27 protein-coding genes and 1 riboswitch are annotated in these 26,316 nt (G+C 66.9%); of the genes, 17 read left to right on the forward strand and 10 right to left on the reverse strand.

All coding sequences use genetic code 11. The annotated features are described in order from the left end of the window. Positions 1–5 precede the first annotated feature (5 nt). From hisG to WC585_RS04025, 12 genes are all read left to right on the forward strand, one after another. Complete coding sequence (gene hisG / locus WC585_RS03970) at positions 6–887, forward strand: ATP phosphoribosyltransferase (RefSeq protein WP_373256259.1); 882 nt, start codon at positions 6–8, stop codon at positions 885–887. Next, positions 887–2,194, forward strand: a complete 1,308-nt coding sequence (hisD, locus tag WC585_RS03975) for a histidinol dehydrogenase (protein ID WP_373256260.1) — start codon at positions 887–889, stop codon at positions 2,192–2,194. Before hisG ends, hisD begins: the two co-directional genes overlap by 1 nt. Next, complete coding sequence (hisB, locus tag WC585_RS03980; protein WP_373256261.1) at positions 2,191–3,630, forward strand: imidazoleglycerol-phosphate dehydratase HisB; 1,440 nt, start codon at positions 2,191–2,193, stop codon at positions 3,628–3,630. Before hisD ends, hisB begins: the two co-directional genes overlap by 4 nt. Continuing rightward, positions 3,627–4,229 carry an imidazole glycerol phosphate synthase subunit HisH gene (hisH, locus tag WC585_RS03985; protein WP_373256262.1) on the forward strand — a complete coding sequence of 201 codons (603 nt, stop codon included), beginning with the start codon at positions 3,627–3,629 and terminating at the stop codon, positions 4,227–4,229. Before hisB ends, hisH begins: the two co-directional genes overlap by 4 nt. Further along, positions 4,226–4,954, forward strand: coding sequence for a HisA/HisF-related TIM barrel protein (locus WC585_RS03990; RefSeq protein WP_373256263.1), 729 nt, complete (start codon positions 4,226–4,228; stop codon positions 4,952–4,954). Before hisH ends, WC585_RS03990 begins: the two co-directional genes overlap by 4 nt. Then, positions 4,951–5,718 carry an imidazole glycerol phosphate synthase subunit HisF gene (gene hisF / locus WC585_RS03995; protein ID WP_373256264.1) on the forward strand — a complete coding sequence of 256 codons (768 nt, stop codon included), beginning with the start codon at positions 4,951–4,953 and terminating at the stop codon, positions 5,716–5,718. The genes WC585_RS03990 and hisF overlap by 4 nt, the downstream gene beginning before the upstream one ends. Continuing rightward, positions 5,715–6,341 (forward strand): bifunctional phosphoribosyl-AMP cyclohydrolase/phosphoribosyl-ATP diphosphatase HisIE, encoded by a 627-nt coding sequence (hisIE, locus tag WC585_RS04000; RefSeq protein ID WP_373256265.1) that lies wholly within the window; start codon positions 5,715–5,717, stop codon positions 6,339–6,341. The genes hisF and hisIE overlap by 4 nt, the downstream gene beginning before the upstream one ends. 28 nt (positions 6,342–6,369) lie before the next feature. Next, complete coding sequence (gene zwf, locus WC585_RS04005; RefSeq protein WP_373256266.1) at positions 6,370–7,827, forward strand: glucose-6-phosphate dehydrogenase; 1,458 nt, start codon at positions 6,370–6,372, stop codon at positions 7,825–7,827. Further along, complete coding sequence (pgl, locus tag WC585_RS04010; protein ID WP_373256267.1) at positions 7,820–8,539, forward strand: 6-phosphogluconolactonase; 720 nt, start codon at positions 7,820–7,822, stop codon at positions 8,537–8,539. Before zwf ends, pgl begins: the two co-directional genes overlap by 8 nt. Next, on the forward strand, positions 8,539–10,431 hold the full coding sequence (edd, locus tag WC585_RS04015) for a phosphogluconate dehydratase (protein WP_373256268.1): 1,893 nt from the start codon (positions 8,539–8,541) through the stop codon (positions 10,429–10,431). The genes pgl and edd overlap by 1 nt, the downstream gene beginning before the upstream one ends. 57 nt (positions 10,432–10,488) lie before the next feature. After that, positions 10,489–11,466 carry a glucokinase gene (gene glk, locus WC585_RS04020; RefSeq protein ID WP_373256269.1) on the forward strand — a complete coding sequence of 326 codons (978 nt, stop codon included), beginning with the start codon at positions 10,489–10,491 and terminating at the stop codon, positions 11,464–11,466. 70 nt (positions 11,467–11,536) lie between these two features. Then, complete coding sequence (locus WC585_RS04025; protein WP_373256270.1) at positions 11,537–11,836, forward strand: hypothetical protein; 300 nt, start codon at positions 11,537–11,539, stop codon at positions 11,834–11,836. 88 nt (positions 11,837–11,924) lie between these two features. Here the strand turns inward: WC585_RS04025 and WC585_RS04030 are convergent, their stop codons facing one another. From WC585_RS04030 to WC585_RS04045, 4 genes are all read right to left on the reverse strand, one after another. Next, entirely contained in the window at positions 11,925–12,317 is a 393-nt protein-coding gene (locus WC585_RS04030) for a hypothetical protein (protein ID WP_373256271.1), read from the reverse strand. Next, on the reverse strand, positions 12,314–13,609 hold the full coding sequence (hmgA, locus tag WC585_RS04035) for a homogentisate 1,2-dioxygenase (RefSeq protein ID WP_373256272.1): 1,296 nt from the start codon (positions 13,607–13,609) through the stop codon (positions 12,314–12,316). The genes WC585_RS04030 and hmgA overlap by 4 nt, the downstream gene beginning before the upstream one ends. A gap of 377 nt (positions 13,610–13,986) precedes the next feature. Continuing rightward, positions 13,987–15,108 (reverse strand): acyl-CoA dehydrogenase family protein, encoded by a 1,122-nt coding sequence (locus WC585_RS04040; RefSeq protein ID WP_373256273.1) that lies wholly within the window; start codon positions 15,106–15,108, stop codon positions 13,987–13,989. Positions 15,109–15,112: 4 nt separating this feature from the next. Further along, complete coding sequence (locus WC585_RS04045) at positions 15,113–16,297, reverse strand: acyl-CoA dehydrogenase family protein (protein ID WP_373256274.1); 1,185 nt, start codon at positions 16,295–16,297, stop codon at positions 15,113–15,115. Positions 16,298–16,426: 129 nt separating this feature from the next. Between WC585_RS04045 and WC585_RS04050 the strand changes: the two genes are divergently transcribed. Together WC585_RS04050 and WC585_RS04055 are read left to right on the forward strand one after the other, a co-directional pair. Beyond that, positions 16,427–16,708 carry a DUF427 domain-containing protein gene (locus WC585_RS04050; protein WP_373256275.1) on the forward strand — a complete coding sequence of 94 codons (282 nt, stop codon included), beginning with the start codon at positions 16,427–16,429 and terminating at the stop codon, positions 16,706–16,708. A 39-nt stretch (positions 16,709–16,747) separates the two neighbouring features. Next, positions 16,748–17,410, forward strand: a complete 663-nt coding sequence (locus tag WC585_RS04055) for a DsbA family oxidoreductase (RefSeq protein WP_373256276.1) — start codon at positions 16,748–16,750, stop codon at positions 17,408–17,410. A 5-nt stretch (positions 17,411–17,415) separates the two neighbouring features. On the opposite strand, the gene WC585_RS04060 is transcribed toward WC585_RS04055, so the two are convergent. The 4 genes from WC585_RS04060 to WC585_RS04075 all read right to left on the reverse strand — a co-directional run bounded on the left by WC585_RS04060 (position 17,416) and on the right by WC585_RS04075 (position 19,496). After that, positions 17,416–17,844, reverse strand: a complete 429-nt coding sequence (locus tag WC585_RS04060) for an endonuclease domain-containing protein (RefSeq protein WP_373256277.1) — start codon at positions 17,842–17,844, stop codon at positions 17,416–17,418. Between the two features lie 363 nt (positions 17,845–18,207). Next, positions 18,208–18,687: a hypothetical protein gene (locus WC585_RS04065; RefSeq protein ID WP_373256278.1), complete on the reverse strand. Its 480-nt coding sequence runs from the start codon at positions 18,685–18,687 to the stop codon at positions 18,208–18,210. A gap of 103 nt (positions 18,688–18,790) precedes the next feature. After that, the gene (locus tag WC585_RS04070) at positions 18,791–19,306 is read right to left on the reverse strand and encodes a hypothetical protein (protein ID WP_373256279.1); all 516 of its coding nucleotides are present in this window, start codon (positions 19,304–19,306) and stop codon (positions 18,791–18,793) included. Between the two features lie 4 nt (positions 19,307–19,310). Beyond that, a complete protein-coding gene (locus WC585_RS04075) occupies positions 19,311–19,496 on the reverse strand; it encodes a hypothetical protein (RefSeq protein ID WP_373256280.1) in 186 nt (61 codons plus the stop codon). A 48-nt stretch (positions 19,497–19,544) separates the two neighbouring features. Here WC585_RS04075 and WC585_RS04080 point away from each other — a divergent pair, with 48 nt between their 5' ends. Then, positions 19,545–21,095, forward strand: a complete 1,551-nt coding sequence (locus WC585_RS04080) for a hypothetical protein (RefSeq protein ID WP_373256281.1) — start codon at positions 19,545–19,547, stop codon at positions 21,093–21,095. Positions 21,096–21,552: 457 nt separating this feature from the next. On the opposite strand, the gene thiC is transcribed toward WC585_RS04080, so the two are convergent. Further along, complete coding sequence (thiC, locus tag WC585_RS04085; RefSeq protein WP_373256790.1) at positions 21,553–23,382, reverse strand: phosphomethylpyrimidine synthase ThiC; 1,830 nt, start codon at positions 23,380–23,382, stop codon at positions 21,553–21,555. A 141-nt stretch (positions 23,383–23,523) separates the two neighbouring features. Further along, positions 23,524–23,632, reverse strand: a riboswitch (TPP riboswitch). A gap of 84 nt (positions 23,633–23,716) precedes the next feature. Between thiC and WC585_RS04090 the strand changes: the two genes are divergently transcribed. Continuing rightward, the gene (locus tag WC585_RS04090; protein ID WP_373256282.1) at positions 23,717–24,961 is read left to right on the forward strand and encodes an OsmC family protein; all 1,245 of its coding nucleotides are present in this window, start codon (positions 23,717–23,719) and stop codon (positions 24,959–24,961) included. A gap of 5 nt (positions 24,962–24,966) precedes the next feature. Here the strand turns inward: WC585_RS04090 and WC585_RS04095 are convergent, their stop codons facing one another. Beyond that, complete coding sequence (locus tag WC585_RS04095) at positions 24,967–25,578, reverse strand: TetR/AcrR family transcriptional regulator (protein ID WP_373256283.1); 612 nt, start codon at positions 25,576–25,578, stop codon at positions 24,967–24,969. A gap of 281 nt (positions 25,579–25,859) precedes the next feature. Here WC585_RS04095 and WC585_RS04100 point away from each other — a divergent pair, with 281 nt between their 5' ends. Further along, complete coding sequence (locus WC585_RS04100) at positions 25,860–26,273, forward strand: BLUF domain-containing protein (protein WP_373256284.1); 414 nt, start codon at positions 25,860–25,862, stop codon at positions 26,271–26,273. The last annotated feature ends 43 nt before the right edge of the window (positions 26,274–26,316 follow it).

The following is a 26,316-nucleotide window of genomic DNA, read 5'->3' on the forward strand; positions in this document are numbered from 1 at the left end:
ATTACATGAGTACCGTGCAAGGGCGACTTCGCATCGCCATCCAGAAATCCGGCCGCCTGTCGGAACGCAGCCTGGACCTCGTCCGCGACGCGGGCCTGCGGGTCATCAAGGGCAATAACGACCTGCTGTATCGGGTGGAGAACTATCCGATCGACCTGCTGCGCGTCCGCGACGACGACATTCCCACCTTCGTGGCGGATGGCGTCTGTGACCTGGGCGTGGTCGGCGAAAATGTGCTGGAGGAGGCGCGCAACGGCGGCCCGGTGGCCGAGGTCGTCATGCCCCTGGGCTTCGGGCGCTGCACGCTGAAGATCGCCGTGCCCCCGACCCTGGCCTATGACGGCCCGGCATCGCTTGAGGGGCTGCGCATCGCCACCTCCTATCCCAAGATCCTGCGCCGCTATCTGAATGAGCGCGGCGTCGGCGCGGACATCGTCACCATGCGCGGGGCCGTCGAGGTCTCGCCCCGGCTGAAGCTGGCCAGCGCCATCTGCGACCTGGTCTCCACCGGCGCGACGCTGGAGGCCAACGGCCTGGTGGCCAAGGACACGGTGCTGGACAGCCAGGCCGTTTTGATCCGCTCACCCGTCGCCCCGGAACCGGGCCTGGCGCACCTGCTGGACAGCATCATCGAGCGGATGAGTGGCGTGGTGTCCTCGCAAGGAGCCAAGTACGTGATGCTGAACGCGCCGCGCTCGGCGCTGGATGCCATCACCGCCATCCTGCCGGGTGCAGGCTCGCCCACCGTCATGCCCCTGTCGGGCCGCGACGATGCCGTGGCCGTCCACGCCGTCTGTCAGGAGGCCGTCTTCTGGGAGACGCTGGAGAAGCTGAAGGCCGCCGGGGCCTCGGCCATTCTCGTCCTGCCCATCGAGAAGATGATGTGATGAAGCGCTTCGACTGGAATTCGCTGGACGACGTCGGCCGCATCGAAGCGCTCGCTCGTCCGCGCCAACGCACCGAAACCCGCGTCACCGACACGGTCCGCCAGATCATGGACGACGTGCAGGCCCGCGGCCGTCAGGCCGTCACGGACTGGAGCGTCAAGCTGGACGGTGCCCCGCCGCGTCGCCTGGCCCTGACCCCCGATGTCGTGGCCGAGGCGCGCTCCGCGCTGGCCCCCGCCGACACCCGCGCCATCCGCATGGCGGCAGAAAACGTCCGCATCTTCCATCAGGCGACGCGGCCCGAGGATTCCCAATGGGTCGAGATCACGCCAGGCGTCCGCTCGCGCCTGGTCTGGCGACCATTGTCCACCGTCGGCCTCTATGTGCCCGGCGGCTCGGCCCCTCTGTTTTCGTCCCTGCTGATGCTGGCCATTCCGGCCGAGGTCGCGGGCGTCGGTCGCCGCATCGCCGTGACCCCTCCGTCCAAGTCCGGTGCCCCTCATCCCGCCATGATCTTCGCCGCCGCAGAGGCCGGTCTGGACGACCTGTGGCTGGTCGGCGGGGCCCAGGCGATCGCCGCCATGACCTTCGGGGCCGAACTAGAGGACGGCACCATCCCGCCCTGCGACAAGCTGTATGGCCCCGGCAATGCCTGGGTCGCGGAGGCCAAGAAACAGGCATCGAACCGCCCCGGCGGTCCCGCCGTGGACATGCCGGCTGGACCCTCCGAACTGCTGGTCATCGCCGACCGCCGCGCCGATCCGGTCCTGGCCGCTGCCGACCTGCTCAGCCAGGCCGAGCACGATGCGGACGCACAGGTCATTCTGGTCTGCGACAGCGAGCGGATGATCGACGAAATCCTGGCCGAAGTGGACGAACAGATCGCCACCCTGCCCCGCGCCGACATCGCCCGCGCCTCCCTGGCCGAAGCCCGCGCGATCCGGGTACCGGACCTGGACACCGCCTGCGTCGTCTCCAACGCCTATGGCCCCGAACACCTCGCGCTGCAGACCGAGGACGCCGAGACGCGCGTGGACAAGATCACCGCCGCCGGGGCCGTCTTCGTCGGTGCCTATGCCGCCGAGACGCTCGGCGACTATGCCGCCGGGCCCAGCCACGTCCTGCCCACGGACGGCGGGGCCAAGACCTTGGGCGGCGTCACCACCGCCAGCTTCATGACCTCCATGTCCGTGCAGTCGGTGTCGGCAAAGGGTGCCACTGCCCTGGCCCCGGTCGCGGCACGGTTGGCCCGGCTGGAGGGTCTGGAAGCGCACGCACGGGCGGCGGATCTGAGGGTCGAGGCATGATCGCCAACCTGCCCGCCCCCTTCGCGCCCCTCGTCTCCGGCGGCGAGGGCCTCGATCGCTATCCGGCCCAACCCTCGGCGCTCGCCGCCCGCATGGCCGACATCTATGGCGTCTCCACCGATCGGGTCCTGCCCGTGCGCGGCCTGACCCATGGGCTCGAGCTCATCTATCGCCTCGCCGCGCATGAGGGCCTGACCGTCGAGGCCCCGAAAGCCCAGCCCTATTCCACACTGGCGGACATCTATGCCCGGCCCGGCACCACCGTCGAGACCGGGGCCGTCGTCCTGCGCGCCCTCGGCTCGCCCGAGGCCGTGGCCGAGATGGCCGAACGGGTCGCCCCCGCCCTGCTGATCGTCGACGAAGGTATGGCCGAGTTTACGTCCGCCACTTCGGCGGCCACCGTCATCGGCGGCCACGTCAATTTGGTGGTGCTGCGCAGCTTGTCGCTGGCCTATGGCCTGGCCGGTGCGCGGGTCGGAGCCGCCTTGGCACAGCCCCAGACCCTGGTCCGCCTGGCGTCGGTCATGGAGCCCTACGCCTTGCCCGAGGTCAGCCTCCGACTGGCAATGCAGGCTCTCGACCCGTCGCGCCTGCTGGAAACCCGCGAGCGCATCGCCGCCACAGTGCGCGAGCGCGAGCGGCTGTCGAAGGCCATCGCTCGCGAAATGACGGTCGAGGCGGGCGTTGGCCCCGTCCTCATGGTACGCCCCTCCGATCCCACCGCCGTCCTGACGGCGCTGGCCCGCTTCGGCGTCGTGGCCGAACAGGCGGGCGAGCGGCTGCGTCTGCCCGTCTCCTCTCGGCCCGAGATCAACGACCGTCTGCTTGCCGCCCTCGACCTGGCTCCCGGCCAGAGCCGCGCCAACCGCACTGGACAGGCTGTGCGCGACACCAAGGAAACGCGCATCGTTTGCGCGGTCGATCTGGACGTGACCGGCCCGGTCAGTATCCATACCGGCGTTGGCTTCTTCGATCACATGCTGGAGCAGGTGGCGGCCCACGGCGGCTTCTCGATTCGGCTGTCGTGCGAGGGTGACCTGCACACAGATGCGCACCACACGATCGAGGACAGCGCCATCGCCCTGGGTCAGGCCCTGAAACAGGCGCTGGGCGAGCGGCGCGGCATCGCGCGCTACGGCTTCGTCCTGCCGATGGATGAGGCCAATGCGTCCGTCTCCATCGACCTGTCGGGCCGTCCCTACCCGCTGTTCGAGGGGACGTTCTCGACGCCCTTCATCGGCGACTATCGCACCGATCTAACCGCCCACGTCTTCCGGTCCCTGGCCGAGGCCATGGGGGCGGCCGTGCACATCACCGTCACCGGCCACGACGACCACCACAAGACCGAGGCCGTCTACAAGGCCTTTGGCCGCGCCCTGCGCCAGGCCATCCGCGTCGAGGGCGACGTCGTGCCATCGACCAAGGGGGTTCTGTGACCCCCGTCACCGTCCTCTCCTACGGTGCCGGCAATGTCGCCTCGGTCCAGTTCGCGCTGGAACGGCTGGGGGCCTCCGTGCGTCTGACCAGCGATCCCGCCGACATTGCTGACGCCGAGCGGTTGATCCTGCCCGGTGTCGGGGCCGCCGCCTATGCGATGGCGCGTCTGGAAACCCTGGGCCTGGTCGAGGCCATCCGCGCCTTTCCACGCCCGTTGCTGGGCGTCTGCTTGGGCCAGCAACTGCTGTTCGACGCCAGCGACGAGGGCGAGGGCGTCGAGACGCTGGGCCTGATTCCCGGCCATGTGTCGCGCTTCGACATCGACCCCGCCCTGCCCGTGCCGCACATGGGCTGGTCGCGGCTGGAGGTCGTGCGCGATGACCCCTTGCTGGAGGGCGTCCAGCCCGGCGACTGGGCCTATTTCGTGCACAGTTTCGTCTGCCCTGATGGCCCGGCCACCCTGGCCCGCGCCGACTACGGAACCGTCGTGCCCGCCGTGGTTCGCAACGCCAACCGCTGGGGCTGCCAGTTCCATCCGGAGCGCTCGGCCAAGGCCGGGGCGCGCATCCTGCAAAACTTTCTGGGCCTGCCCGCATGATCGTCTATCCCGCCATCGACCTCCGAGCCGGCGTCGCCGTGCGCCTGATGCACGGACGGTTCGATCAGGTGACCGCCTATGACACCAATCCGGCCGCGCGCCTGGCGGGCTTCGTCGGCTCGGGGGCCCAATGGGCCCACATCGTCGATCTGGATGGAGCCGAGGCGGGCCGCGCGGTCCAGCACGCCCTGATCGGCGAACTGGCCGGGGCCATCGACATCCGCATCCAGTCCGGCGGCGGGGTGCGTTCCGCAGACGATGTCCAGGCCCTGCTGGACGCGGGGGTCAGCCGCGTGGTCGTCGGCTCCCTCGCCATCTCGTCTCCCGATACGGTCGCGGGCTGGCTGGAGCGGTTCGGGCCGGACCGCCTGACCCTGGCCATCGATGTGCGGGCCGACGGCGAGCGCTGGGTCCCTTCGCTGAAGGGCTGGACCCAGGCCGCGGACATCGACCTGTGGGCCGCGCTGGATCGCTATCCGGCGGGCACCGCCAGACACCTGCTGGTCACCGACGTCGGCCGTGACGGAGCCCTGACCGGTCCCAATCTGGAGCTGCTGACCGAGATCATGCTGCGACGCCCCGACCTGAAGGTTCAGGCTTCGGGCGGCGTGTCCTCGCTGGAGGACCTGAAGGCCGCCCGCGCCATCGGCTGCGACGGGGCCATAGTGGGTCGCGCCATCTATGAGGGGCGGTTCACCGTGGACGAAGCGGTGGCGGTGCAATGACCGCGAGACGCATCATCCCCTGTCTGGACGTGCGCGACGGGCGAGTCGTCAAGGGTGTCCGCTTCAAGGACCACGTCGACATGGGCGACGCCTCCGAACTGGCCGCGCGCTACCGCGACCAGGGGGCCGACGAACTGGTCTTTTACGACATCACCGCCAGTCCTGAGGGCCGCACCCTCGACTATGACTGGGTCAGCGACATCGCCCGCCTGCTGGATATCCCCTTCTGTGTGGCCGGCGGTATCCGCAGTGTGGAGCAGGCGGCGCGCTGCCTGGACCACGGAGCCGACAAGGTCTCGATCAACTCCCCCGCCCTGGAACGCCCCGATCTGATCGGCGAGATGAGCGCGCGTTTCGGTGCTCAGTGCGTGGTCCTGGGCGTCGATTCCAAGCGCGCGGGCGACGACTGGGTCGTCCACCAATATACCGGCGACCCGACCGCCAGCCGCGGCGCAGGCCGCCGCACCCTGGACTGGATCGTCGAGGCGCAAAGCCTGGGGGCCGGAGAGATCGTGCTGAACTGCATGGACGAGGACGGCGTGCGGAGCGGCTATGACATCGCCCAGCTTCAGGCCGCGCGCGCCTGCCTGACCATTCCGCTGGTGGCTTCCGGCGGCGCGGGCGCGGTCGACCACTTCCGCGATGTCTTCCAGCAGGCCGATGTATCCGGTGCCCTGGCCGCCAGCGTGTTTCACTCGGGCGCCCTGGCCATCCCCGATCTGAAACGCCGGCTCGAGCGCGACGGTATAGAGGTAAGATTATGATCGACCCCGACACCCTCGACTTCGCCAAGGGCGACGGCCTGATCCCCGTGGTGGTGCAGGACGCCGCGACGCTGCAGGTGCTGACGCTCGCCTATATGGACCGCGCGGCGCTGGATGAGACGATCGCTTCCAAAGAGGCCACCTTCTATTCCCGCTCGCGGGGCGGGCGGTGGCGCAAGGGCGAGACCTCGGGCGACCGTCTGCATGTCGTCTCGATCACGCCCGACTGCGACGGCGACGCCCTGGTGCTGAAAGTCCGGCCCGTCGGCAATGCCTGCCACCTGAACCGCATCAGCTGTTTCGGCGAGGAAGACGCGCCGGGCCTGGGCCGGATCGCGCGTCTGGAGCAGACCATCGCCGCGCGCGCCGCCGCCGATCCGTCGGAAAGCTGGACCGCCCGCCTGATCGCCGAGGGCCCCAAGCGGGTCGCCCAGAAGGTCGGCGAGGAGGGGGTCGAGACCGCGCTCGCCGGGGCCGCCGGTCCTGACGAGGAACTGACCAGCGAGGCCGCAGATTTGATCTATCACCTGCTCGTGCTGCTGCGATCGCGTAACTTGGTGTTTCAGGACGTGCTCGACGTGTTGGCCACACGCGCAAAACCGGCCAAAGACCCTGAGGGCTAGAGGGTCTGACAAGAGAGAAGGAGCGCAGATGGCGGCACTGGTGCTGTTCGGCGGCGGAGGCGATCTGGCCCTGCGGATGCTCCTGCCCTCGCTCTACTATCTGGAGCATGACGGCCTGCTGCCCGACGATCTGAAGATCATCGGCGCGGCCCGCTCCGAGGAAAGCCGCGAGGACTATGTCGCCCGCGTCCGCCAGTCGGTCGAGAGCAAGGCGAAGGCGGACGACGCCTGGTCCGACGCGGCATGGTCCAAGTTGGAGGCCCGCCTCGACTATCTGGCCGTCGACGCCACCTCGGCCGAGAGCCTGAAGCCGCTGAAGGACAAGGTCGGGCCCGGCACCTGCACCAGCTTCCTGGCCGTCTCGCCGTCGCTGTACGCCCGCATCGTCACCGCCATGCGCGCCGCCGGCCTGGCCGAGGCCGACGACCGCGTCGTGCTGGAAAAGCCGGTCGGGCGCGACCTTGAAACCTTCCGCGAAATCGACGACGCCGTCGCCGATGCTTTCTCGGAACTACAGGTGTTCCGCATCGATCACTATCTGGGCAAGGAGACGGTCCAGAACCTGATTGCCCTGCGGTTCGGCAACACCATCTTCGAGCCGCTGTGGAACAACCTCTCGATCGACCACGTCCAGATCACGGTGGGCGAAACCGTCGGCGTCGGCGACCGCTGGCCCTATTACGACGAGTACGGAGCATTGCGCGACATGCTCCAGAACCACATGCTCCAGCTGCTCTGCCTGGTGGCCATGGAGCCACCCAGCGATCTGGAGCCCGACTCGGTCCGCAACGAAAAGGTCAAGGTGCTGCGCTCCCTGCGCCCCATAACCCATGACGAGGCCGAGCGCGTCACCGTTCGCGGACAGTATGTGGCGGGCACCAGCGAGGGTCAGCCGGTCAAGGGCTATGACGAGGAGCGCGGTCTGGATTCGGACACCGAGACCTTCGTTGCCATCCGCGCCGACATCGACAACTGGCGCTGGGCCGGGGTGCCCTTCTTCATGCGCACCGGCAAGCGCCTGCCGGAGAAACGCACCGAGATCGTCATCCAGTTCAAGGCCCTGCCCCACTCCATCTTCGACAACGACCGGGGTCAGGTGACGGCCAACCGCCTGGTCATCGAACTGCAGCCCGAGGAAGACATCTCCCTGTCGGTGATGAACAAGAAGCCGGGGCTGGACCAGCGCATGCAGCTTCAGCCCATCCAGATGTCCCTGTCCTGGGGCCAGAACGACAAGTCGGCCAAGCCGCCGCGTCGCCGCATCGCCTATGAGCGGCTACTGCTCGACGCCCTGGCCGGAGACTCCACCCTGTTCGTGCGCCGCGACGAGGCCGAGCAGGCCTGGAAGTGGGTCGATCAGGTGTCGGAAGCCTGGGAAGGTGCCGCCTTCAAGCCCAGGGACTACGTCGCTGGAACCTGGGGCCCGCCGGAAGCCGATCTGCTGCTGGACCGGACCGGTCGGCGCTGGAACACCGGCAATGACTGATCACGCCGCACCCGCCATCCAGACCTTCGCCACCGGGGCCGACTGGGCGGACGCCTGCGCCACCCTCCTGGTCGACACCCTCGGCCAGGCCCTGACCGAGACGGGACGCGCCACCTTCGCCGGGTCCGGCGGCTCCACGCCTTCGCCCATCTATGCCCGGATGGCCGAGGCGGACCTCGACTGGTCCCGCACCGCCGTGACCCTGATCGACGAGCGCTATGTCCCCGAGACTTCGCCGGACTCGAACGCCGCCCTGCTCAAGCGGACGCTGCTGACGGGCCCGGCCGCCGCCGCGTCCTTCTTGCCGCTGTATCATGCCGAGGTTACCGTCGACCGGGCCGCCGCCCGCGCGGCTCAGGCCATGGCTCCGCATGGCCGTCTAGATGCGGTCCTTCTCGGCATGGGGGAGGATGGCCATATCTGCTCCATGTTCCCTCACAGCCCGACCCTGAAAACCCTGCTCTCACCCGCCTTGAAGCCGACCGTTCTCGGCGTCCCGAAAGGCCGCGACGGTCTGGCCCCCAGCCTGGAGCGGCTGTCGATCAATCTGCCGTATCTGATGCAGGCGCGGCGGGTCGTCCTGGCCCTGACGGGCACCGCCAAACGCGATGTCTTTGAGCGCGAGGCGATCGGCGATCCCGGCATCCAGCCCATCGCCGCCCTGATCGCCGCCAAAGTCCCGCTGGATGTTCTGTGGACGGAGAAAGCCTGATGGCCAACCTGCACCCCGTCGTCGCCGAGGTCACCGCCCGCATCATCGAACGCTCGCGCGCCACCCGCGCCGACTACATCCGCCGCATGGACTCTGCACGCGACAGCGGCGCGGGCCGGGCCAAACTCTCCTGTGCCAACTGGGCCCATGCCTTTGCCGGCCAGACCATCGCAGACAAGCTGGCGGCGATGGATGGGTCCAAACCCAATGTCGGTATTGTCACGGCCTATAACGACATGCTGTCGGCACATCAGCCGTTTGAGCGTTTCCCCGCCGTCATCCGAGACGCGGTCCGCACCGTCGGCGCGACGGCACAGGTCGCGGGGGGCACCCCCGCCATGTGCGACGGCGTCACACAGGGTCGTCCCGGCATGGAATTGTCGCTGTTCAGTCGCGACCTGATCGCCATGTCGGCGGGCATCGCCCTCACCCACGACGCCTTCGACGCCGTCATGGCCCTGGGCGTCTGTGACAAGATCGTGCCCGGCCTGTTCATCGGCACCCTGGCGTTCGGCCACCTGCCCGTCGTCTTCGCCCCTGCAGGGCCCATGCCGTCCGGCATTCCAAATGCGGAAAAGGCCCGCGTGCGCGCCCTGTATGCCCAGGGCCAGGTCGATCGCCAGACCCTGCTGGACAGCGAGATCGGCAGCTACCATTCCCCCGGTACCTGCACCTTCTACGGCACGGCCAACTCCAACCAGATGATGATGGAGCTGGGCGGTCTGCACCTGCCCTCGACCGCCTTCGTCCATCCGGAAACGGGCCTGCGCGACGCCCTGACCGCCGCCGCCGCCAGGCGCGCCGTGGAACTGGCCCGCAGCGGCGAGGCTCGGATGGCCGACGTCATCGATGAGAAGTCCATCGTCAACATGATCGTGGCCCTGCTGGCCACCGGCGGCTCGACCAACCACGCCATCCATCTGGTGGCCATGGCGCGGGCGGCGGGCGTACTGATCGACTGGACCGACATGGATCAGCTGTCGTCCGTGACGCCGCTTCTGGCCCGCGTCTATCCCAACGGTTCGGCCGATGTGAACGCCTTCCAGGCGGCCGGCGGCGTCGCCTTCGTGGCGCGCGAACTGGCCAACGCCGGCCACATCCATTCCGACGTGCACACCGTCATGGGCCAGGGCATCCACCACTATTTCCAGGAGCCAACCCTTCAGGACGGCGAACTGATCTGGAAAGACGGCGTCACGGAAAGTCTGGATACGGACATTCTGCGCCCCGCCTCCGACCCGTTCGACCGCGAGGGCGGCCTGCGACTGGTCCAGGGCGACCTGGGCCGGGCCGTGATCAAGATTTCGGCGGTCAAGCCCGTGAACCGCATCGTCCAGGCTCCCGCTGCGGTGTTCGAGACCCAGGAAGATGCGCTTCAGGCCTTCAAGGACGGAAAGCTGAACCGCGACGTCATCGTCGTCCTGCGCTTCCAGGGTCCGCGCGCCAACGGCATGCCGGAACTGCACAGCCTGTCGCCCGCCCTCGGCATCCTTCAGGACAAGGGCTTCAAGGTCGCCTTCGTCACCGATGGTCGCATGTCAGGGGCCAGCGGAAAGACCCCCTCCGCCATCCACGTCTCACCGGAGGCCCTGGCCGGCGGCCTGATCGCCAACATCCGAGACGGCGACATCATCCGCCTGGATGCCGAGGCCGGGGTCCTGACCACGGTCGACATCCCCGATCTGGCCGGGCGCGGCCCCGTCGAACGCTCCAAGGTCCATGCCGAGGGCTCCACCTGGGGCTATGGCCGCGAACTGTTCGGAGCCTTCCGTCACGTCGTCTCGACCGCCGAAGAAGGGGCCAGCGTCTGTTTTGGCCTGCCCCCCGGCCAGACCGACCACAAGGACACGCCGCCCGACAACAACGTCAACGACCGGGCCGTGGACGCCTGAACCCCAAACGATCACAACGACCGGGCAACGGTCGGCTAGCTTAGTGAGGACTGCCTGATGACGGTGAACTGGGACAAGACCCTGCTGCTCGGGGACGTCGGCGGCACCAATGCCCGGTTCGCCATCGCCCACATGATCGACGGCAAGCCCGTGCTTGAGCATCACGAGAGCTTTCCGGCCTCGGAACACCCGACCTTCCTGGGCGGGGTCAAGGCCTTCATCGACGGCTGCGAGGTCAAGCCGACAGGCGGCGTCATCGCCGTGGCCGGGCCGGTCACCGACGGAGCCATCGACCTGACCAACTCGCCTTGGCAGGTTTCGGAGACCGAACTGGCCACCCTGGGCCTGAACCCCGTCAGACTGATCAACGACTTTGAGGCTCTGGCCTGGGGTGCCCCCGTCGTGCCGGAGGATCAGCTGGCTTCTCTAGGCGGTCCGGACGAGGGCGAGGAGCATTCCGCCATCGCCGTGCTGGGCCCCGGCACAGGTTTCGGCGTCTCGGCCCTGGCGCGCGATATTCATGGCAATGAAATCGCCATGCCGTCCGAAGGGGGCCACGCCTGTTTCGCGCCGGGCGATCCGATCGAGGACGAGATCCTGCGCATCCTGCGTCGCCGCTATGACCGTGTGTCCATTGAGCGGCTGATCTGTGGACCCGGCCTGCTGAACATGCACCGCGCCCTGGCAGAGATCGACGGGCGCGAAACCCATATCGACGACCCGGCCCAGATCACGACCGAGGCGATGGAGAACCCCAACAGCGCCTGCGGGGCGACCCTGGCCCGTTTCTGCGCTGTCCTGGGGGCCGTGGCGGGCGACATTGCCCTGACCACCGGCGCACGAGGCGGCATCTATATCGCAGGCGGCATCGCACCGCGCATCCTGCCCTTCCTTCAGGCCAGCCCCTTCCGCGAGCGGTTCGAACGCAAGGGCCGGTTCGCCGACTATATGGCCGCCATCCCGACCAAGGTGATCCTGCACAAGCACGCCGCCCTGCTGGGCGCGGCTCGCGTGGCGTTCTCGGACGCCGGATGAAAAACTTCACGGGCGCGTGAACCGTTTGTGATCGGCGACGTTATTCCGGCCTCACTGGAGGAAACTACTCATGCGTAAACTGATCATCGCCGCCGCCGCTACCTTCGCCTTCGCCGGCCTCGCCGCCTGCGAAAACGCTGCCGAAAAGGAAGCCGGTGCACAGGCCGACGCCATTGAAGCGAACGCCAACGTCGAAGCGACCCAGCTGGAAAACCAGGCTGACGCCGCCACGACCGACGCCGCGCAAGACGCTCTGAACGCCCAGGCCGACGCCGTGCAGGAAAATGCCGACGAACGCGCCGACGCCGTGGAAGCCGCTGCCGGCAACATGGACGGTGGCATGACCACCTCGAACACCCCCGCTCAGTAAGATCGGGCGTTCGCGTACCGGTCCCTGACCGGATGAACGATGTGAAGACCCCCGTCGCGATCGCGGCGGGGGTTTTTCGTGCCTGTCGTCAGTCGACGCAGATCGTCGCTTCGGCCTTGCCGCCTTCAACCGTGGTGTAGCAGCCGAAACGGGTGCTGTTGGCTTGGCACTGGCCTACGGCAGCGGACCCGGCGTCGGGCGCGCCATTGACCTCTCCGATGCGGCAGTCGCCCTGGCAATCGTCTCCGTCCGTACAGCGACGACCGGCATCGGCGTAGGACACCACGCACTGCAAAGACTGAAGCCGTCCCTGCGGCAGCATCTTGCCGCCCCGGGCCGCACAGGCGGCCGCATCCGTGCCGGGCGCGGGTGTCTGCACCGCCGGCGTGTCGGTCGAGGCGGTCTGGGTCGGTGTGGTGGTCGGCACGGGTTGGCAGGCCGCCATCATCAGGGCTGCCGCCGCGATCAGTATACGCTTCATTCCACTCGTCCCTTGTCGAATCCGGTCCAGACGTCGTCGTAGTCCAACTGCATGGTCGGACTGGTTTGTGCCCATTCCGTGGTCCGGATCGGCATTCGGGTTTCGAACATGAAGGCCAGGGTGTTCTCGATCTTGACCGGCTTCAGATCCGCCGCGACCGCCTTGTCATAGCTGGCCTGGTCCGGACCATGTCCGCTCATGCAGTTGTGCAGGGACGCTCCGCCCGGCGCGAACCCGCCCTCCTTGGCGTCGTATTCCCCGGTCACCAGCCCCATGAACTCGCTCATGACGTTGCGGTGGAACCACGGCGGGCGGAAGGTGTCCTCGGCCACCATCCAGCGCGGCGGGAAGATCACGAAATCGCAGTTGGCCACGCCCGGCGTATCGGACGGGCTGGTCAGGACCGTAAAGATCGACGGGTCCGGATGGTCGAAGCTGACCGTGCCGATCGTGTTGAACCGCGCGGTGTCGTATTTGTAGGGCGCGTGATTGCCGTGCCAGCCGACGACGTCCAGCGGGCTGTGATCGAAGGTGGTGGTCCACAGCCGCCCCCCGAACTTCTGCACGCACTCGGTCGGCCGATCCACATCCTCATAGGCCGCGACGGGCGTCTGGAAATCCCGGGGATTGGCCAGGCCGTTCGAACCGATCGGTCCCAGGTCCGGCAGGCGGAAGGCCGCGCCATAGTTTTCGCAGACATAGCCCCGGATCGGGCCATCGCACTCCACCCGGAACCGCACCCCGCGCGGAATGACGACGATCTCGCCCGGCCGCGTGTCGATGCGTCCCATCTCAGTGACAAAGACCTGATGTCCCGCCTGCGAGACGATCAGCAGTTCGCCATCGGCGCAGTAGAAGACCCGGTCCACCATGGACCGGTTAGCGGCATAAAGGTGGATGCCCGTCCCGGCTCCCGCCTCCGCATCTCCGTTGCCGCCATAGGTGACCAGCCCCTCGACCCAGTCGGTCGGGGCGTCAGGCATCGGCAGCGGGTCCCACCGCATCCGGTTCGGCGACGGCGGCGCATCGTGGAATGGCCCGGACCGCACGCGGCCCTGGGCAAAGGGTTTATAGGCCGGATGCTGGGCGCTGGGCCGCAGGCGATACAGCCACGACCGCCGGTTCTCCGACCGCGGCGCCGTGAAGGCCGTCCCCGACAGCTGCTCCGCATACAGACCCATCGGCACCCGCTGCGGCGAGTTGCGCCCCTCCGGCAAGGCCCCGGCCACCGCCTCCGTCGCAAAGTGATTGCCGAAGCCGGACATGTACTCAGGCGCGTTGGCTCGCGTCATAGGCGTTCTCCCTTGGCATAGGGTTTAGCGGGGCTCTCCCGCCGCGTCACCCACTGCCGATGCCTGTGGGGTGAGACGGACCGAAACGCGGATGGTTTGCGCGCCGATCAGGTCTTCGGAAGGCGAGCGCGTTCGTGCGATGGGCAAATTGCTCACAAAGCGCTCTGCAATGCCACGTGTTGCCACGGTGTCGGGCTCGACCGAAAGGATAACGCACCGTTCAAAAGCCCTATCCCGGCTGGGCAGCGGATGTTTCACGCAATCAAGCGTCACCCTCGGTCGGGCGGCATCAGCGGGTTCTGTCGCGGGCACAGTGGAGCATCCTGCTGACGCGAATGCCGCGATTATCAGCCACACTCCACCTGCCGATTTCATCCTCAGAACCCCTTGGCCCGCGCCAGCCGTTCCGTATGGAACCCTGCATCCCCCAGCAGCTCGTTCAGCACCCGCACCCGCTTCATGAAGAGGCCGACGTCGAAGGCATCGGTCATACCGACGCCACCGTGCATCTGGACCGCCTCCTGTACCGCCAGTTCGGCGACGCGCCCGGCCTTGGCCTTGGCGACCGAGACGGCCAGCCCTGCATCCTCGCGCCCCGCGTCCAGTCGCTGCAAGGCCCCCAGAACGGCGGCGCGGGCCAGTTCGATCTCGGTGAACAGATGGGCCGAGCGGTGCTGCAGGGCCTGGAACTCGCCGATCAGCCTGCCGAACTGCTTGCGGGTCCGCAGATACTCCAGCGTCAGCTGAAACGCCTGATCCCCCGCCCCGTTCAGCGACGCCGCCGCGCAGGCCCGGCCCAGGTTCAGCGCGCCTTCCAGCAGCCCCTCGCCGCCATCGACCGCGCCGATCACCGCATCCGCATCGACCTCGACGTCGGTCAGCGTCACCCGCGCCGCATTGTGAGCGTCGACCATGATCGTACGCTCGATCTCGACGCCCGCCGTCTTCGGATCGACCAGGAACAGGGTCAGACCCTCGTCGGTTCGCGCCGCCACGATCAGGGCGTCGGCGACGTGGCCGTCCAGCACGAACCCCTTGGCTCCGTTCAGCTTGAAGCCATTGCCCGACCGCTTAGCCGTCGTGGCGATCGCAGAGGGCCTGTGCTTGGCCCCCTCGTCCACGGCCAGCGAAAGGATCGCCTCACCCGCCGCGATCCGGGGCAGCCATGCCGCCTGCTGCTCGGCCGAGCCGCCGTCGATCAGCACCTTGGCCGACAGCACGCCTGACCCCATGAAGGGCGACGGCGTCAGGGTCCGGCCCAGGGCTTCGGCCACCACGCCAGCCTCGACCGCGCCCAGGCCGGTGCCGCCATGTTCTTCGGGGATGATGACCCCCGCGAACCCCATCTCGCCGAACGCATTCCACAGGTCGCGCGAGACGCCGTCGGCATCGTGGCTGTCGCGCAGGGCCCGCAGATGGGCGATCGGCGCATTCTCGTTCAGGAAGCCGTCGGCGGCCTCCTTCAGCATGGTCTGCTCTTCGGTCAGGATCAGCGGCAAGGTCTCAGGCTCCCGGCAGTTGCAGCAGGTGTTTGGCGATGATGTTCAGCTGGACCTCGCTGGTCCCCCCCTCGATGGAGTTGGCCTTGGTCCGCAGCCAGTCGCGGGCGGCGGTGCCCTCGCGCGAGCGTTCGCCTTCCCACTCCAGCGCATCCGAACCGCCCGAGGCCATGATCAGCTCGTGCCGCCGCTTGTTCAGCTCCGAGCCATAGTATTTCAGCATGGAGGCGATGGCGGGGTGGGCCTGACGCGCCTTGACCTGATCCCCCACCCTTTCCATCGACAGGTTGAAGGCGGCCATGTCGACATCCAGATCGGCGATCCGTGCACGGAGGATGGGGTCGTTCAAACGCCCGTCGTCATCCAGCCCGACGCTGTCGCCCGCGACCTGGCCGAGTGGACGGCCCGCCCCCAGGCTGCCCATGGCTCCGATCATCGTCCGCTCATGCGCCAGCAGCGCCTTGGCCACGTCCCAGCCGCGGTTCAGCGTCCCGACCAGGTTCTCCTTCTCCACCCGCACATCGTCGAAGAAGGTCTCGCAGAACGGGCTCTTGCCGCTGATCAGGACGATGGGCCGGGTCGAGACGCCGGGGCTGGCCATGTCGAACAGGACGAAGGAAATCCCCAGATGCTTGGGCGCGTCCGGGTCGGTCCGCACCAGGCAGAAGATCCAGTCGGCCTTGTCGGCATAGCTGGTCCAGACCTTCTGGCCGTTGACGATCCAGTGGTCGCCGCGATCCTCGGCCTTGGTCTGGATGGCCGCCAGGTCGGAGCCCGCGCCGGGCTCGGAATAGCCCTGGCACCAGCGGATCTCGCCGCGCACGATCTCGGGCAGGAAGCGCTTCTTCTGTTCTTCCGTGCCGAACTGCAGCAGCGCCGGGCCCAGCATCCAGATGCCGAAGGATGACAGCGGCATCTGGGCGTCGATGCGGCGCATCTCGCTGGCCAGAACCTTGGCCTCCTCGCGGCTCAGGCCCCCGCCGCCATACTCGGTCGGCCATTCCGGGGCGGTCCAGCCGCGCGCGCCCATGACCTCCATCCAGCGCTTGTGCGCAGGCGTCTTGAAGGTGGCATTGCGCCCGCCCCAGACCCGGTCCTCTTCGTTCTCCAGCGGCCCCCGGCATTCGGCGGGGCAGTTGGCCTCCAGCCAGACGCGCGTCTCGGCGCGGAAGGTTTCCAGATCGGACATGACGGCCTCGCTTGCTTCCAGAGCGAGGACGTTAGCCGGTCCTTTTTGACAACGGAACCCACGATTTGACACATGGCGAAACCCGGCCAAGGCCCCATATCCCCGGCACACCCCTCACAGGAGACGACGATGGTTCAGGCGACATGGAACGGCACGGTGATTGCCCAGAGCGACGACACCGTGGTGGTCGAGGGCAACCACTACTTCCCGGCGGACGCGGTCACCGACGGCGTGCTGAAACCCAGCGACACCAAATCCACCTGCCCCTGGAAGGGCACGGCCAGCTATCACAGCGTCGTCGTGGACGGTCAGGAGAACCGCGACGCGGCCTGGTACTATCCCGAGCCCAAGGACGCGGCCAAGGAGATCAAGGGCCGCATCGCCTTCTGGAAGGGCGTCACCGTCGCCTGACCCTCACCCCCTCTCTCCCCCTCTAATCAAGGCCCTCGCATGACCCGCACCCTGACCATCGACTTCGTCTCCGACGTGGTCTGTCCCTGGTGCGTGGTCGGCCTGGGCGGGCTGGAACAGGCGCTGGCCACCGTCCGGGCCGAGGGGATAGAGGCGACCGTCACCTTCCAGCCGTTCGAGCTGAACCCCGGCATGGCCCTGGAGGGTGAGAACATCGGCGAGCACATCGCCCGCAAATACGGCTCCACCCCCGAACAGTCCGCCGCCAACCGCGCCATGATCACCGAACGGGCCGAGGACGCCTGGCCGGGGTTTGAGATGCAGATGGGCCCCGACAGCCGCATCTGGAACACCTTCGACGCTCACCGCCTGCTGCACTGGGCGCAAGAGACGGGCGGAGCCTCCGCCCAGCGCGCGCTGAAGGAAGCCCTGTTCCGCACCCACTTCACCGACAACCGGTCCCTGACCGATCCGGACGTGCTGGCCGACGCCGCCGCGACCGCCGGCCTGGACCGGGCCCGCGCGGTCGAGGTCCTGTCCGACGACCTTTATGCGCCCGAGGTCCGCGCCGCCCAGGCCCTGTGGCGCGCCCGCGGCATCTCCGCCGTCCCCGCCGTCGTCATCGAGGGCCAGTATCTGATCAGTGGCGGCCAACCGGCCGAGGTGTTCGCCGAGGCGTTGCGCAAGGTGGCGGCGGCTTAGCTGACCTAATCCTCCCCCGTTGGGGGTGGAGGAAGGGTCGCATGCGACCCGACGACCGGACCGCGAAGCGGTGGAGGGGGCACACCCCCGACCCGCTGCCTGATGGCGAACAATACGCCCTCCAGATTCCCCAGCACATCCCGCGCCGCGACCCGGTACACCGCAACCCCGCGAAGGTTCAGCCACGCCGTCCGCCGCGCATCGTGCGCCATCTGGTCCGGATGTTCGTGCCCCTGCCCGTCCACCTCGACCGCCAGCCCCGCCGCCTCGCAATAGAAGTCGAGGATGTAGGGCCCGATCGGATGCTGCCGCCGAAACCGCGCCCCAGCCAGCTTGCGTCCCCGGATCGCCTGCCACAACACCACCTCCGGCAGCGTCAGCTTGCGCCGAAGCGCCTTCGCACGCTCGACGGTTTTCTGCGGCGGATACATCATGCCAGCCTACCAAATCCTCCCCCATCGGGGGAGGTGGCTCGAAGCGCAGCGAAGAGACGGAGGGGCCCAGCCCCGGCACCAATCCCCAAATACCGCACCCGCATCCAGCCCCCTCCACCGCGAAGACGCGGTCCCCCTCCCCCGATGGGGGAGGATTTCTCAGCCGCGCCCACCCATTCCTCCCCCATCGGGGGAGGTGGCTCGAAGCGCAGCGAAGAGACGGAGGGGGCCAGCCCCGGCACGAACCCCCAAACACCCCACCCGCATTCAGCCCCCTCCACCGCGAAGACGCGGTCCGGTCGTCGGGTCGCATGCGACCCTTCCTCCACCCCCGATGGGGGAGGATTTGGAAACAGAGTCCACTCAGTCCACTCGGTCCACTTCGACCGGGCATGGGACCGGCGCGTGGAGGTAGTTCCAGCGGCGTTGTTCCTGCTCCAGCGCCTGATCCTCCTCGACCGCCTCGGCGTCGAGGATGAGGCGGACGCGGCGCCAGCGCAGTGCCTCGGCCGCCTGGCCGCGCAGGACGGCGCGCTGCATCCGGCGCCAGGCGACGAAGGACAGCTGGCGCAGCTCGACCCGGTCCAGGTCACCGTCGATCTCGTGTTCCAGCAACACCCCCTCGTCATCGGGGTCCAGGGTGTTGGGCGGGGTCCAGGGCTGGTCCGTGCGCCGCCAGCCCTCGCGCGCCGCCCGGTTGCGCATGGCCGTCAGCCCCACCCCGTGCCGCCGACAGACCTCGATCCCCGGCAGGCCCGACAGATAGTCCTCCCGCACCCGCCCCCAGACCTCATCCGGCGCACTGCGCCCCTTGCCGTACAGCGTGGGTGATCCGTCTGCCATCTGTCTGCCTCCCGTTGCGAACGGAGGCAGGGCTAGCATGCGGCTACGTCAGGATCGGTCGTAGGGCGTGCGGGCGGCGGAGGCGCTCGGGTGAGGCCTCAGCCTATGGCCGGACCGAATAGCCGTCCGAGGGCGAGACCCAGATCACCGTCTGGTTGAGATCGGGGCGCGGCTGGCCATCAACGACGACCTCGGCCAGCCATTCCTTACCCTGCGGCGCGTAGCGGGTGCAGCCTTCGGTTCCCAGCTGGGCGTAGGCGGCGATCACCTGACCGCGCAAAACATCCGCCACCGCCGGATCGGCGGGCTGGCCATCAATGGTGAAGACAGCACTCTCCAGCCCGCCCAGCGAACCGCAGACGGCGCCGTCACGGACAACGACAGGAGTCTCATCGCGCATGATGATCAGGGGCGCAGGGTTCAGCATCACCTCGGCCTGATTGAGGATCGTTCCGTCCGCCGCGAAGGTGTAGCCCGCCAGGGCCGCGCAGGTCTTCCGCGCCGTGTCGGGCGAATGGCATTGCTTCTGGCCATCGCGGGCCGGTGCCAGCGGGGCGGCGGCCTGAAACGGCGCGGGAACGGCGAGGGCGAGAGCGAGAGCGAGAGCGGCTATGATCATGCGGTCAGATTGGCGCGGGCAGGCGGCGGTGTCGAGGTGCCGCGCACGCTGGCCCCTCTATTGTCAGACCCCGCGCCACCTCGTCCGGATTGATGAACCGGAACGCCTCCGCCCGCTGACGCAGAAAGCCGTTGATGAAGGTGGTCTTCCTGGCCCCGTTCGGACCGGCGAGGAGGCCGAGGATGGGCACGGCAAGTCACATCTTGCTGTTTGGATTTAGATAACTCACGGTAGCGTTATGGACGAAAAGATCATTCGCGCGATTCTTGCCATCGGCCGACGTGCCGACAGTGTAGACGTGGAAACACTGCAGAGCAGTTTTGTCGGCGTTGGGAATATCGATCTGCGGCTGTCTAGTCCTGATCATCAGGTGATCTACGGTCGCCGCGGGACTGGCAAAACACACACCTTGAAATATTTGGTAGCCAACCCTCCAACAAGCACCATCCCCCTTTATATCGACTTACGCTCTATCGGTTCAAATGGGTCCGTTTACGGAGATGCGACCCTTTCGTTCCAGCAACGCGCTACGACACTGCTTATCGATTTTCTACGGGCGCTGCACGAACAACTCCTCGACCATTTTGTCGCAGACGAAAAAGCCGATCTGTCCCGTGCAGGCCCGCAGTTGGACAGATTGATCGACGCAATATCTGCAACGCGAGTGGATGGTCCTGTAAATATTAAAGAAAGCGGCACTTCCAGTGCTACAGAGCGCGCCCAAGCGGGCCTTGATTTGAGCCTAGCAGCCCTCTCCTTAAGCGGTAAAGCCGATTTTTCTCAATCAGAAACGGCCGCTTTGGAGGTTAGCTATAACGTGATTAGGGACTCTCACGTAATATTTGGCGATTTGAACGGACCCCTGAGGGAACTCTCTTCTCTTATCGCTCCCAAAAAGTTTGTTTTACTCGTAGATGAGTGGAGCGATGTTCCCTTGGAGCTTCAGCCTTTCTTGGCAGACTTGATTCGAAAAGCGCTAATCGCTAGCGGCATGACGCTGAAAATCGCCGCAATAGAACATAGGTCTAACTTCGCTACGTTTAACGCGACTGGACAATACGTAGGGCTTCAGCTTGGAGCCGATATAATGGCCGACATAAATCTTGATGACTTCATGGTATTTGAGAATGATGAAGCTCGGGCAGTACAATTCTTCAAGAACATGATATATCGGCATTGTGTTTCTCACCTCGGAGACGAGGGAAAATTAGAGTACAAAAATGAGGATGTATTTGCTCTTGCTATCTTCACTGAGAAGCGCGCTCTAGAAGAGTTTGTAAGGGCGTCTGAGGGCGTCCCCCGCGATGCGCTCAACCTGTTGCACAAGGCAGCGTTCAAGGCCGCTGATAGACGTGTAGCGGTCGATGATGTGCGCTCTGCCGCTAGGGAATGGTATCAGAGCGATAAGGCCGCCTTCATTAACCAAGACGGTGAAACCAAGCGGCTTCTAAATTGGATCATCGACGAAGTGATCAGAGGCCGTCGAGCGAGAGCGTTCTTGTTTGACTCTGACAGACGTGAGGAACTTATCGACCGTCTATTTGACGCGAGGTCTTTGCATGTCCTCAAAAAGAACGTTTCCTCGAAAGAGGGTGGTCAGCGATATGATGCCTATAAATTAGATTACGGCTGCTATGTTGACTTGATCAACACCAAGGAAAATCCAGCCCATTTGCTGGGAGATGACGGGGATCTCGACGGCATTGACGTACCAGACGATGATTACAGAGCAATCCGCCGAGCAATACTAAATTACGACGACTTTATCTCCTATACCCCGGACACATAGCTCTCGCACATCCTCTCAGCCGCCCGTGGCGCAGTAACTTGCCGCCAAAGCTGCAATGCAGCCGTCTCTCGCGCCGGCCAACTCCAGCATTATTTTAGCCAGAGCATCCTGCCGAGTATTCTGGCTTATCGTCACGCTACCCCAGTCCCACCCTTCCCGACCCCCATCCTGTGGAGACATCGCGTCCCTGACTGTGCCTTCCGGACCCTGGCCGCGGGATAAATCCGCGCGTTCTCCCTCCCACGCCCTCCGGCCGGGTTAGAATGGACCTCGCGCGGGCCGCAATGGCCCGCGCTGTCGCTGTCCGGTCTTTGAAAATCCGATCCGTGTCCCGCCGTCGTCAGGCCGGAACATCTCTTTTCTCCGCACGGGGACGCCCGCAGGGACGCCTTCGCCATGACCGAAATGTCTCCGGAATGACGCCTTTCGGCGTTTTTTTGGGGTCGCCTGTATCGCCCTAGAGCTTGACCTCGATGGCCCCACCCCCCGCTCTGAACTTCGCGCTCATCTCCGCCATCCCGGCCTCGGCTTCCGCCAGCGAGCCGCCCGCGTCGTTCTGGGCCGCCGCATCCCGGCGGATGTCCTGGCTGATCTTCATGCTGCAGAACTTTGGTCCGCACATGCTGCAGAAGTGGGCGGTCTTGTGGGCCTCCTTGGGCAGGGTGGCGTCGTGGTATTTGCGGGCGGTTTCGGGGTCGAGGCCGAGGTTGAACTGGTCTTCCCAGCGGAACTCGAACCGGGCCCGTGAGAGGGCATCGTCGTGCATGCGGGCGGCGGGGTGGCCCTTGGCCAGGTCGGCGGCGTGGGCGGCGATCTTGTAGGTGATGACCCCGTCCTTGACGTCCTGACGGTCGGGCAGGCCCAGGTGCTCCTTGGGCGTGACGTAGCAGAGCATGGCCGTGCCGAACCAGCCGATCATGGCCGCCCCGATGGCGCTGGTGATGTGATCGTAGCCCGGCGCGATGTCTGTGGTCAGCGGCCCCAGCGTATAGAAGGGCGCCTCGTGGCAGTGCTTCAGCTGCTCATCCATATTGGCCTTGATCTTGTGCATCGGCACATGGCCGGGGCCCTCGATCATGACCTGGCAGCCCTTGGCCCAGGCGATCTTGGTCAGTTCGCCCAGGGTGCGCAGCTCGGCGAACTGGGCCTCGTCATTGGCGTCGGCGATGGAGCCGGGGCGCAGGCCGTCGCCGAGGCTGAACGACACATCATAGGCCCGCATGATGTCGCAGATGTCCTCGAAATGCTCGTAGAGGAAGGACTCGCGGTGATGGCTGAGGCACCATTTGGCCATGATGGAGCCGCCGCGTGAGACGATGCCGGTGACGCGTTTGGCGGTCATCGGCACGAAGGGCAGGCGCACGCCCGCGTGGATGGTGAAATAGTCCACGCCCTGTTCCGCCTGTTCGATCAGGGTGTCGCGGAACACCTCCCACGTCAGGTCCTCGGCCACGCCGTTCACCTTCTCCAGCGCCTGGTAGATCGGCACGGTGCCGATGGGGACGGAGCTGTTGCGGATGATCCAGTCGCGGATGTTGTGGATGTTGCGGCCGGTCGACAGGTCCATGACGTTGTCGGCACCCCAGCGGGTGGCCCAGACCAGCTTGTCGACCTCGTCGTCGACGCTGCTGAGCACCGCCGAATTGCCGATGTTGGCGTTGATCTTCACCAGGAAGTTGCGGCCGATGATCATCGGCTCGACCTCGGGGTGGTTGATGTTGTGCGGGATGATGGCGCGGCCGCGCGCGATCTCCTGACGCACGAATTCGGGCGTCACGAAGTCGGGGATGGAGGCACCGAAGTCCTCGCCGTCGCGGATGCAGGGGGCGGATTGCTCCCGGCGCAGGTTCTCGCGGATGGCGACGTATTCCATCTCGGGGGTGATGATCCCGGCCTTGGCGTATTCGTATTGCGTCGTCGGGCGGCCTTCGACGCCCTTGAACACCCTGTGGTTGGACACGTCGAAACGGGGGGCCAGGTTCTTGCCGCTGGCGTGGCCGTTGTCCTCGGGCTTGACCTCTCGCGGGTTGGCGACGGGGGCGATGTCGCCGCGATCCAGCTGCCAGGACGACTTCACCCTCGGCAGGCCTCGCTTGATGTCGATGGTGACGGTCGGGTCGGTGTAGGGGCCGGAGCTGTCATAGATGGTCACCGGCGGCTCGTTCGCCGACGGATGTACCGCCACCTCGCGGAACGGGACGCGGATGTCGGGGTAGAGCTCGCCGGCCACATAGACCTTGCGCGACCCGGCCCGCTCGCCGGTCGGGATGGTGCCGGTCTCGCGCATGACCTCGTCACGGGCGTCTTTCAGAGCCAGTTCGACATTGGGCTCTTCGGGCGGGGTGTGGGTGACGTGGATGTTCATGGCGGCCTCTGGTGCAAGAGGGCTCCGCCGACGTCGGGCGCGGGGTCCTGTGGCGAGGGGCCGGGGACCGCGTGTTACTCATCCCTTCGCCGGCATGACCCGGATCAGGTTCGACGGGTCAGGCGGCTACGCCAATCTCAGCCGCTTAGATGCGCCCCCCCGGAGAACGACGCGACGATAGGCGCATGGTCGGGGGCTGTCCATTCCTGACGCCGTCGCAAAAGATCGCCTAAGGTGGCGCTTCAGGAGAGACGACATGCAGAGCGACCCCTTCGACTTCACCTGTGACGACGGCCGGACGGTGCACGGGCTGCTGGACCGGCCGGCGGGCCAGGCGCGCGGCTGGGCCCTGTTCGCCCACTGTTTCACCTGCGGGAAGGACAATCTGGCGGCGACGCGGATCAGCCGGGCGCTGGCGGCGCTGGGGGTCGGGACGCTGCGGATCGACTTCGCCGGGATCGAGACCGGGGCCGAGCCCATGCCCCACGGCTTCAGCACCGATGTCGGCGACCTGATCGCGGCGGGGCGGCACATGCAGGCGCACGGCTGTACGCCGCAACTGCTGGTCGGCCACAGCCTGGGCGGGGCGGCGGCGATCGCGGCGGCCGGGTCGCTGGACTGTATCCGGGCGGTGGCCACCATCGGCGCGCCGTTCGACGTCGCCCATGTGCTGAAGCTGCTGGGGCCCGGCGTGCACGATCTGGAACACGGCGAGACCCACCGCGCCGACGTCGGCGGGCGGCCCGTATCGGTGGGCGCGGGCTTTGCCGACGACCTGAAGGCGCAGGACCAGGCGGCGCGGCTGGCCCGGCTGAACAAGGCGCTGCTGGTGCTGCACTCGCCGCTGGACCAGACCGTCGGCATCGAGGAGGCCAGCGGCATCTTCGGCGCGGCGAAACACCCCAAGAGCTTCGTCTCGCTGGACCATGCCGACCACCTGCTGAGCCGTGCCGAAGACGCCGACTATGCCGCCGCGGTGATCGCGGCCTGGGCCTCCAGATATCTGGACAGGGTCGAACCGCCCGTCGATGCCGCACCCGCCGACGGCGTCGTGCGGGTCGCCGAGACCGGACAGGGCAAGTTCCAGGCCCGGGTCCAGGCAGGCGGCGCGGTCCTGATGGCCGACGAGCCCGTGGCGGTCGGCGGCATGGCCAGCGGGCCGACGCCCTACGAGCTGGTGGCGGCGGGTCTGGGGGCCTGCACGGTCATGACGCTACGCCTCTATGCGGAGCGCAAGGGCCTGCCGCTGGCCCATGCCTCGATCGAGGTGCGGCACCAGAAACGCACGGGCCAGACGCCCGCCGATGTGTTCGAGCGCGTGCTGACACTGGACGGCGATCTGGACGAGGACCAGCGGGCCCGGCTGCTGGAGATCGCCGACAAATGCCCGGTGCACCGGACGCTGGAGGGCGGGGCGCACATCGCGACCGTGGCGGCTCCGGAGCTGCCCGCAGAGCCGGAGTGCGCGCATTTCCAGGCGATGGAAAAGGCCTGCGACTGAGGCGGCTAGTCCGGCCAGGCGGCGAGCAGGTGGCCGATCGCATCCTCGATGCGGGCGCAGCCGGCATCGTCCAGCACCACGCCCGAGACGCTGCCGCGCGTCTGGCTGGCCAGCGCCAGCGCCTGGACGGCGGCCATCAGCACGGCATTCAGCGCAGGCACGTCGGTGCGGGGCGGCGTGCGCAGGCGGGGGCGGCGCTCGCGCATCCAGGCCTGAAGCACCGCATTGCGCTCCGCCTCGATCTCGCGCAGCAGCGGACTGTCCTCGACCATGCCCCAGGCCATCAGCCGCAAGGCCAGCGGGCTGGCCCGCAGCGCGGCGAACCAGGTCAGCAGGCCGTGATGGGCGAAGGCGCGCGGGCTCTCGGCCTCCACGGGCGGGACGGCGGCCAGATGTGCGACGAGATCGGCATGGGCCTGGCGCGCCAGCAGGCGGACCACGCCATCGGTGCCATCGAAGTAGCGGTAGACCAGCTTGCGATCACAACCTGCCTGGGCGGCGATGGTCTGGACATTCAGACCCGTGAAGCCGTCGCGCAACAGCACCGCCTCGCCCGCCTGAACGATGGCGGCCTCGGTTGCGGATCGGTCTCTCAGTCGCACGGTCGAATCGGCCATGCGTCAGGATCACGCCGGACAGCGGCGAGAGCAAGCAGACTTCCGAAGTAAAGGGTGCGGCCCGGCCAGCCGACGGGGGGACGTGCGACCGGGCCGCATGGACATGTCGAGCGCGCATCGCCGCAGGGTCCACCCTACAAAAGTCGTTTTGCGAAGAACCGTTCCCCGTTTGACGGATGGTGTGCGCACAACTCCATCCAAGCTCAAAAGCAGGCCGTGCAAATTATGCCTCGCAACCGTCTGTCCGCGTCGTCATTATTCCGCTGAAAGAGAGAGTTACCATGAGCGCACGGCTGGAACGGCTGGTCTATGAAAGCACGGCGACAGGGTCGACCGGGTCGCTGACCAATCTGGCGACAATCCTGGCGGAGTCGCAGCGCAACAACGACCGGGATGGTCTGACCGGGATTCTGGCCGCCCACCGCGACCGCTACATTCAGGTCATCGAAGGCACTTCGTCGACGCTGGATAGCCTGTTGCGACGACTTCAAAAGGACCCCAGGCACCGCGCCCTGAAGATCATCAGCCGTGAACCGATAGAGACCAGGAGGTTCGACGGCTGGAGCATGGCCAGTGCGCGGATCACACCGGCACAGGCCACAGCGCTGGATCGCGTGATCGATCAGGAAGCGCCCACACCTGATCGGATCGTTGACCTGCTAGGCGAGGCCCTCGACACCGCACCGGTGAACTGAGGTCGGCAAATCGGAGCCGGCGAGCTAGAAGAGGCATCACCTC

The sequence above is a fragment of the Brevundimonas sp. genome, assembly GCF_041648055.1.
Lineage (GTDB): Bacteria > Pseudomonadota > Alphaproteobacteria > Caulobacterales > Caulobacteraceae > Brevundimonas.

Excerpts from the sequence above, each read along its gene's own strand:
- WC585_RS04055 (WP_373256276.1), top strand. The coding sequence starts at position 16,748 with ATGACCCGCACCCTGACCATCGACTTCGTCTCCGACGTGGTCTGTCCC.
- WC585_RS04050 (WP_373256275.1), top strand. The coding sequence starts at position 16,427 with ATGGTTCAGGCGACATGGAACGGCACGGTGATTGCCCAGAGCGACGAC.
- zwf (WP_373256266.1), top strand. The coding sequence starts at position 6,370 with ATGGCGGCACTGGTGCTGTTCGGCGGCGGAGGCGATCTGGCCCTGCGG.
- hisB (WP_373256261.1), top strand. The coding sequence starts at position 2,191 with ATGATCGCCAACCTGCCCGCCCCCTTCGCGCCCCTCGTCTCCGGCGGC.
- WC585_RS03990 (WP_373256263.1), top strand. The coding sequence starts at position 4,226 with ATGATCGTCTATCCCGCCATCGACCTCCGAGCCGGCGTCGCCGTGCGC.
- WC585_RS04065 (WP_373256278.1), bottom strand. The coding sequence starts at position 18,687 with ATGGCAGACGGATCACCCACGCTGTACGGCAAGGGGCGCAGTGCGCCG.
- glk (WP_373256269.1), top strand. The coding sequence starts at position 10,489 with ATGACGGTGAACTGGGACAAGACCCTGCTGCTCGGGGACGTCGGCGGC.
- WC585_RS04095 (WP_373256283.1), bottom strand. The coding sequence starts at position 25,578 with ATGGCCGATTCGACCGTGCGACTGAGAGACCGATCCGCAACCGAGGCC.
- pgl (WP_373256267.1), top strand. The coding sequence starts at position 7,820 with ATGACTGATCACGCCGCACCCGCCATCCAGACCTTCGCCACCGGGGCC.
- hmgA (WP_373256272.1), bottom strand. The coding sequence starts at position 13,609 with ATGACGCGAGCCAACGCGCCTGAGTACATGTCCGGCTTCGGCAATCAC.
- WC585_RS04025 (WP_373256270.1), top strand. The coding sequence starts at position 11,537 with ATGCGTAAACTGATCATCGCCGCCGCCGCTACCTTCGCCTTCGCCGGC.
- hisG (WP_373256259.1), top strand. The coding sequence starts at position 6 with ATGAGTACCGTGCAAGGGCGACTTCGCATCGCCATCCAGAAATCCGGC.
- edd (WP_373256268.1), top strand. The coding sequence starts at position 8,539 with ATGGCCAACCTGCACCCCGTCGTCGCCGAGGTCACCGCCCGCATCATC.
- thiC (WP_373256790.1), bottom strand. The coding sequence starts at position 23,382 with ATGCGCGAGACCGGCACCATCCCGACCGGCGAGCGGGCCGGGTCGCGC.
- WC585_RS04045 (WP_373256274.1), bottom strand. The coding sequence starts at position 16,297 with ATGTCCGATCTGGAAACCTTCCGCGCCGAGACGCGCGTCTGGCTGGAG.
- hisIE (WP_373256265.1), top strand. The coding sequence starts at position 5,715 with ATGATCGACCCCGACACCCTCGACTTCGCCAAGGGCGACGGCCTGATC.
- WC585_RS04090 (WP_373256282.1), top strand. The coding sequence starts at position 23,717 with ATGCAGAGCGACCCCTTCGACTTCACCTGTGACGACGGCCGGACGGTG.
- hisD (WP_373256260.1), top strand. The coding sequence starts at position 887 with ATGAAGCGCTTCGACTGGAATTCGCTGGACGACGTCGGCCGCATCGAA.
- WC585_RS04070 (WP_373256279.1), bottom strand. The coding sequence starts at position 19,306 with ATGATCATAGCCGCTCTCGCTCTCGCTCTCGCCCTCGCCGTTCCCGCG.
- WC585_RS04030 (WP_373256271.1), bottom strand. The coding sequence starts at position 12,317 with ATGAAGCGTATACTGATCGCGGCGGCAGCCCTGATGATGGCGGCCTGC.
- WC585_RS04100 (WP_373256284.1), top strand. The coding sequence starts at position 25,860 with ATGAGCGCACGGCTGGAACGGCTGGTCTATGAAAGCACGGCGACAGGG.
- WC585_RS04080 (WP_373256281.1), top strand. The coding sequence starts at position 19,545 with ATGGACGAAAAGATCATTCGCGCGATTCTTGCCATCGGCCGACGTGCC.
- hisF (WP_373256264.1), top strand. The coding sequence starts at position 4,951 with ATGACCGCGAGACGCATCATCCCCTGTCTGGACGTGCGCGACGGGCGA.
- WC585_RS04060 (WP_373256277.1), bottom strand. The coding sequence starts at position 17,844 with ATGATGTATCCGCCGCAGAAAACCGTCGAGCGTGCGAAGGCGCTTCGG.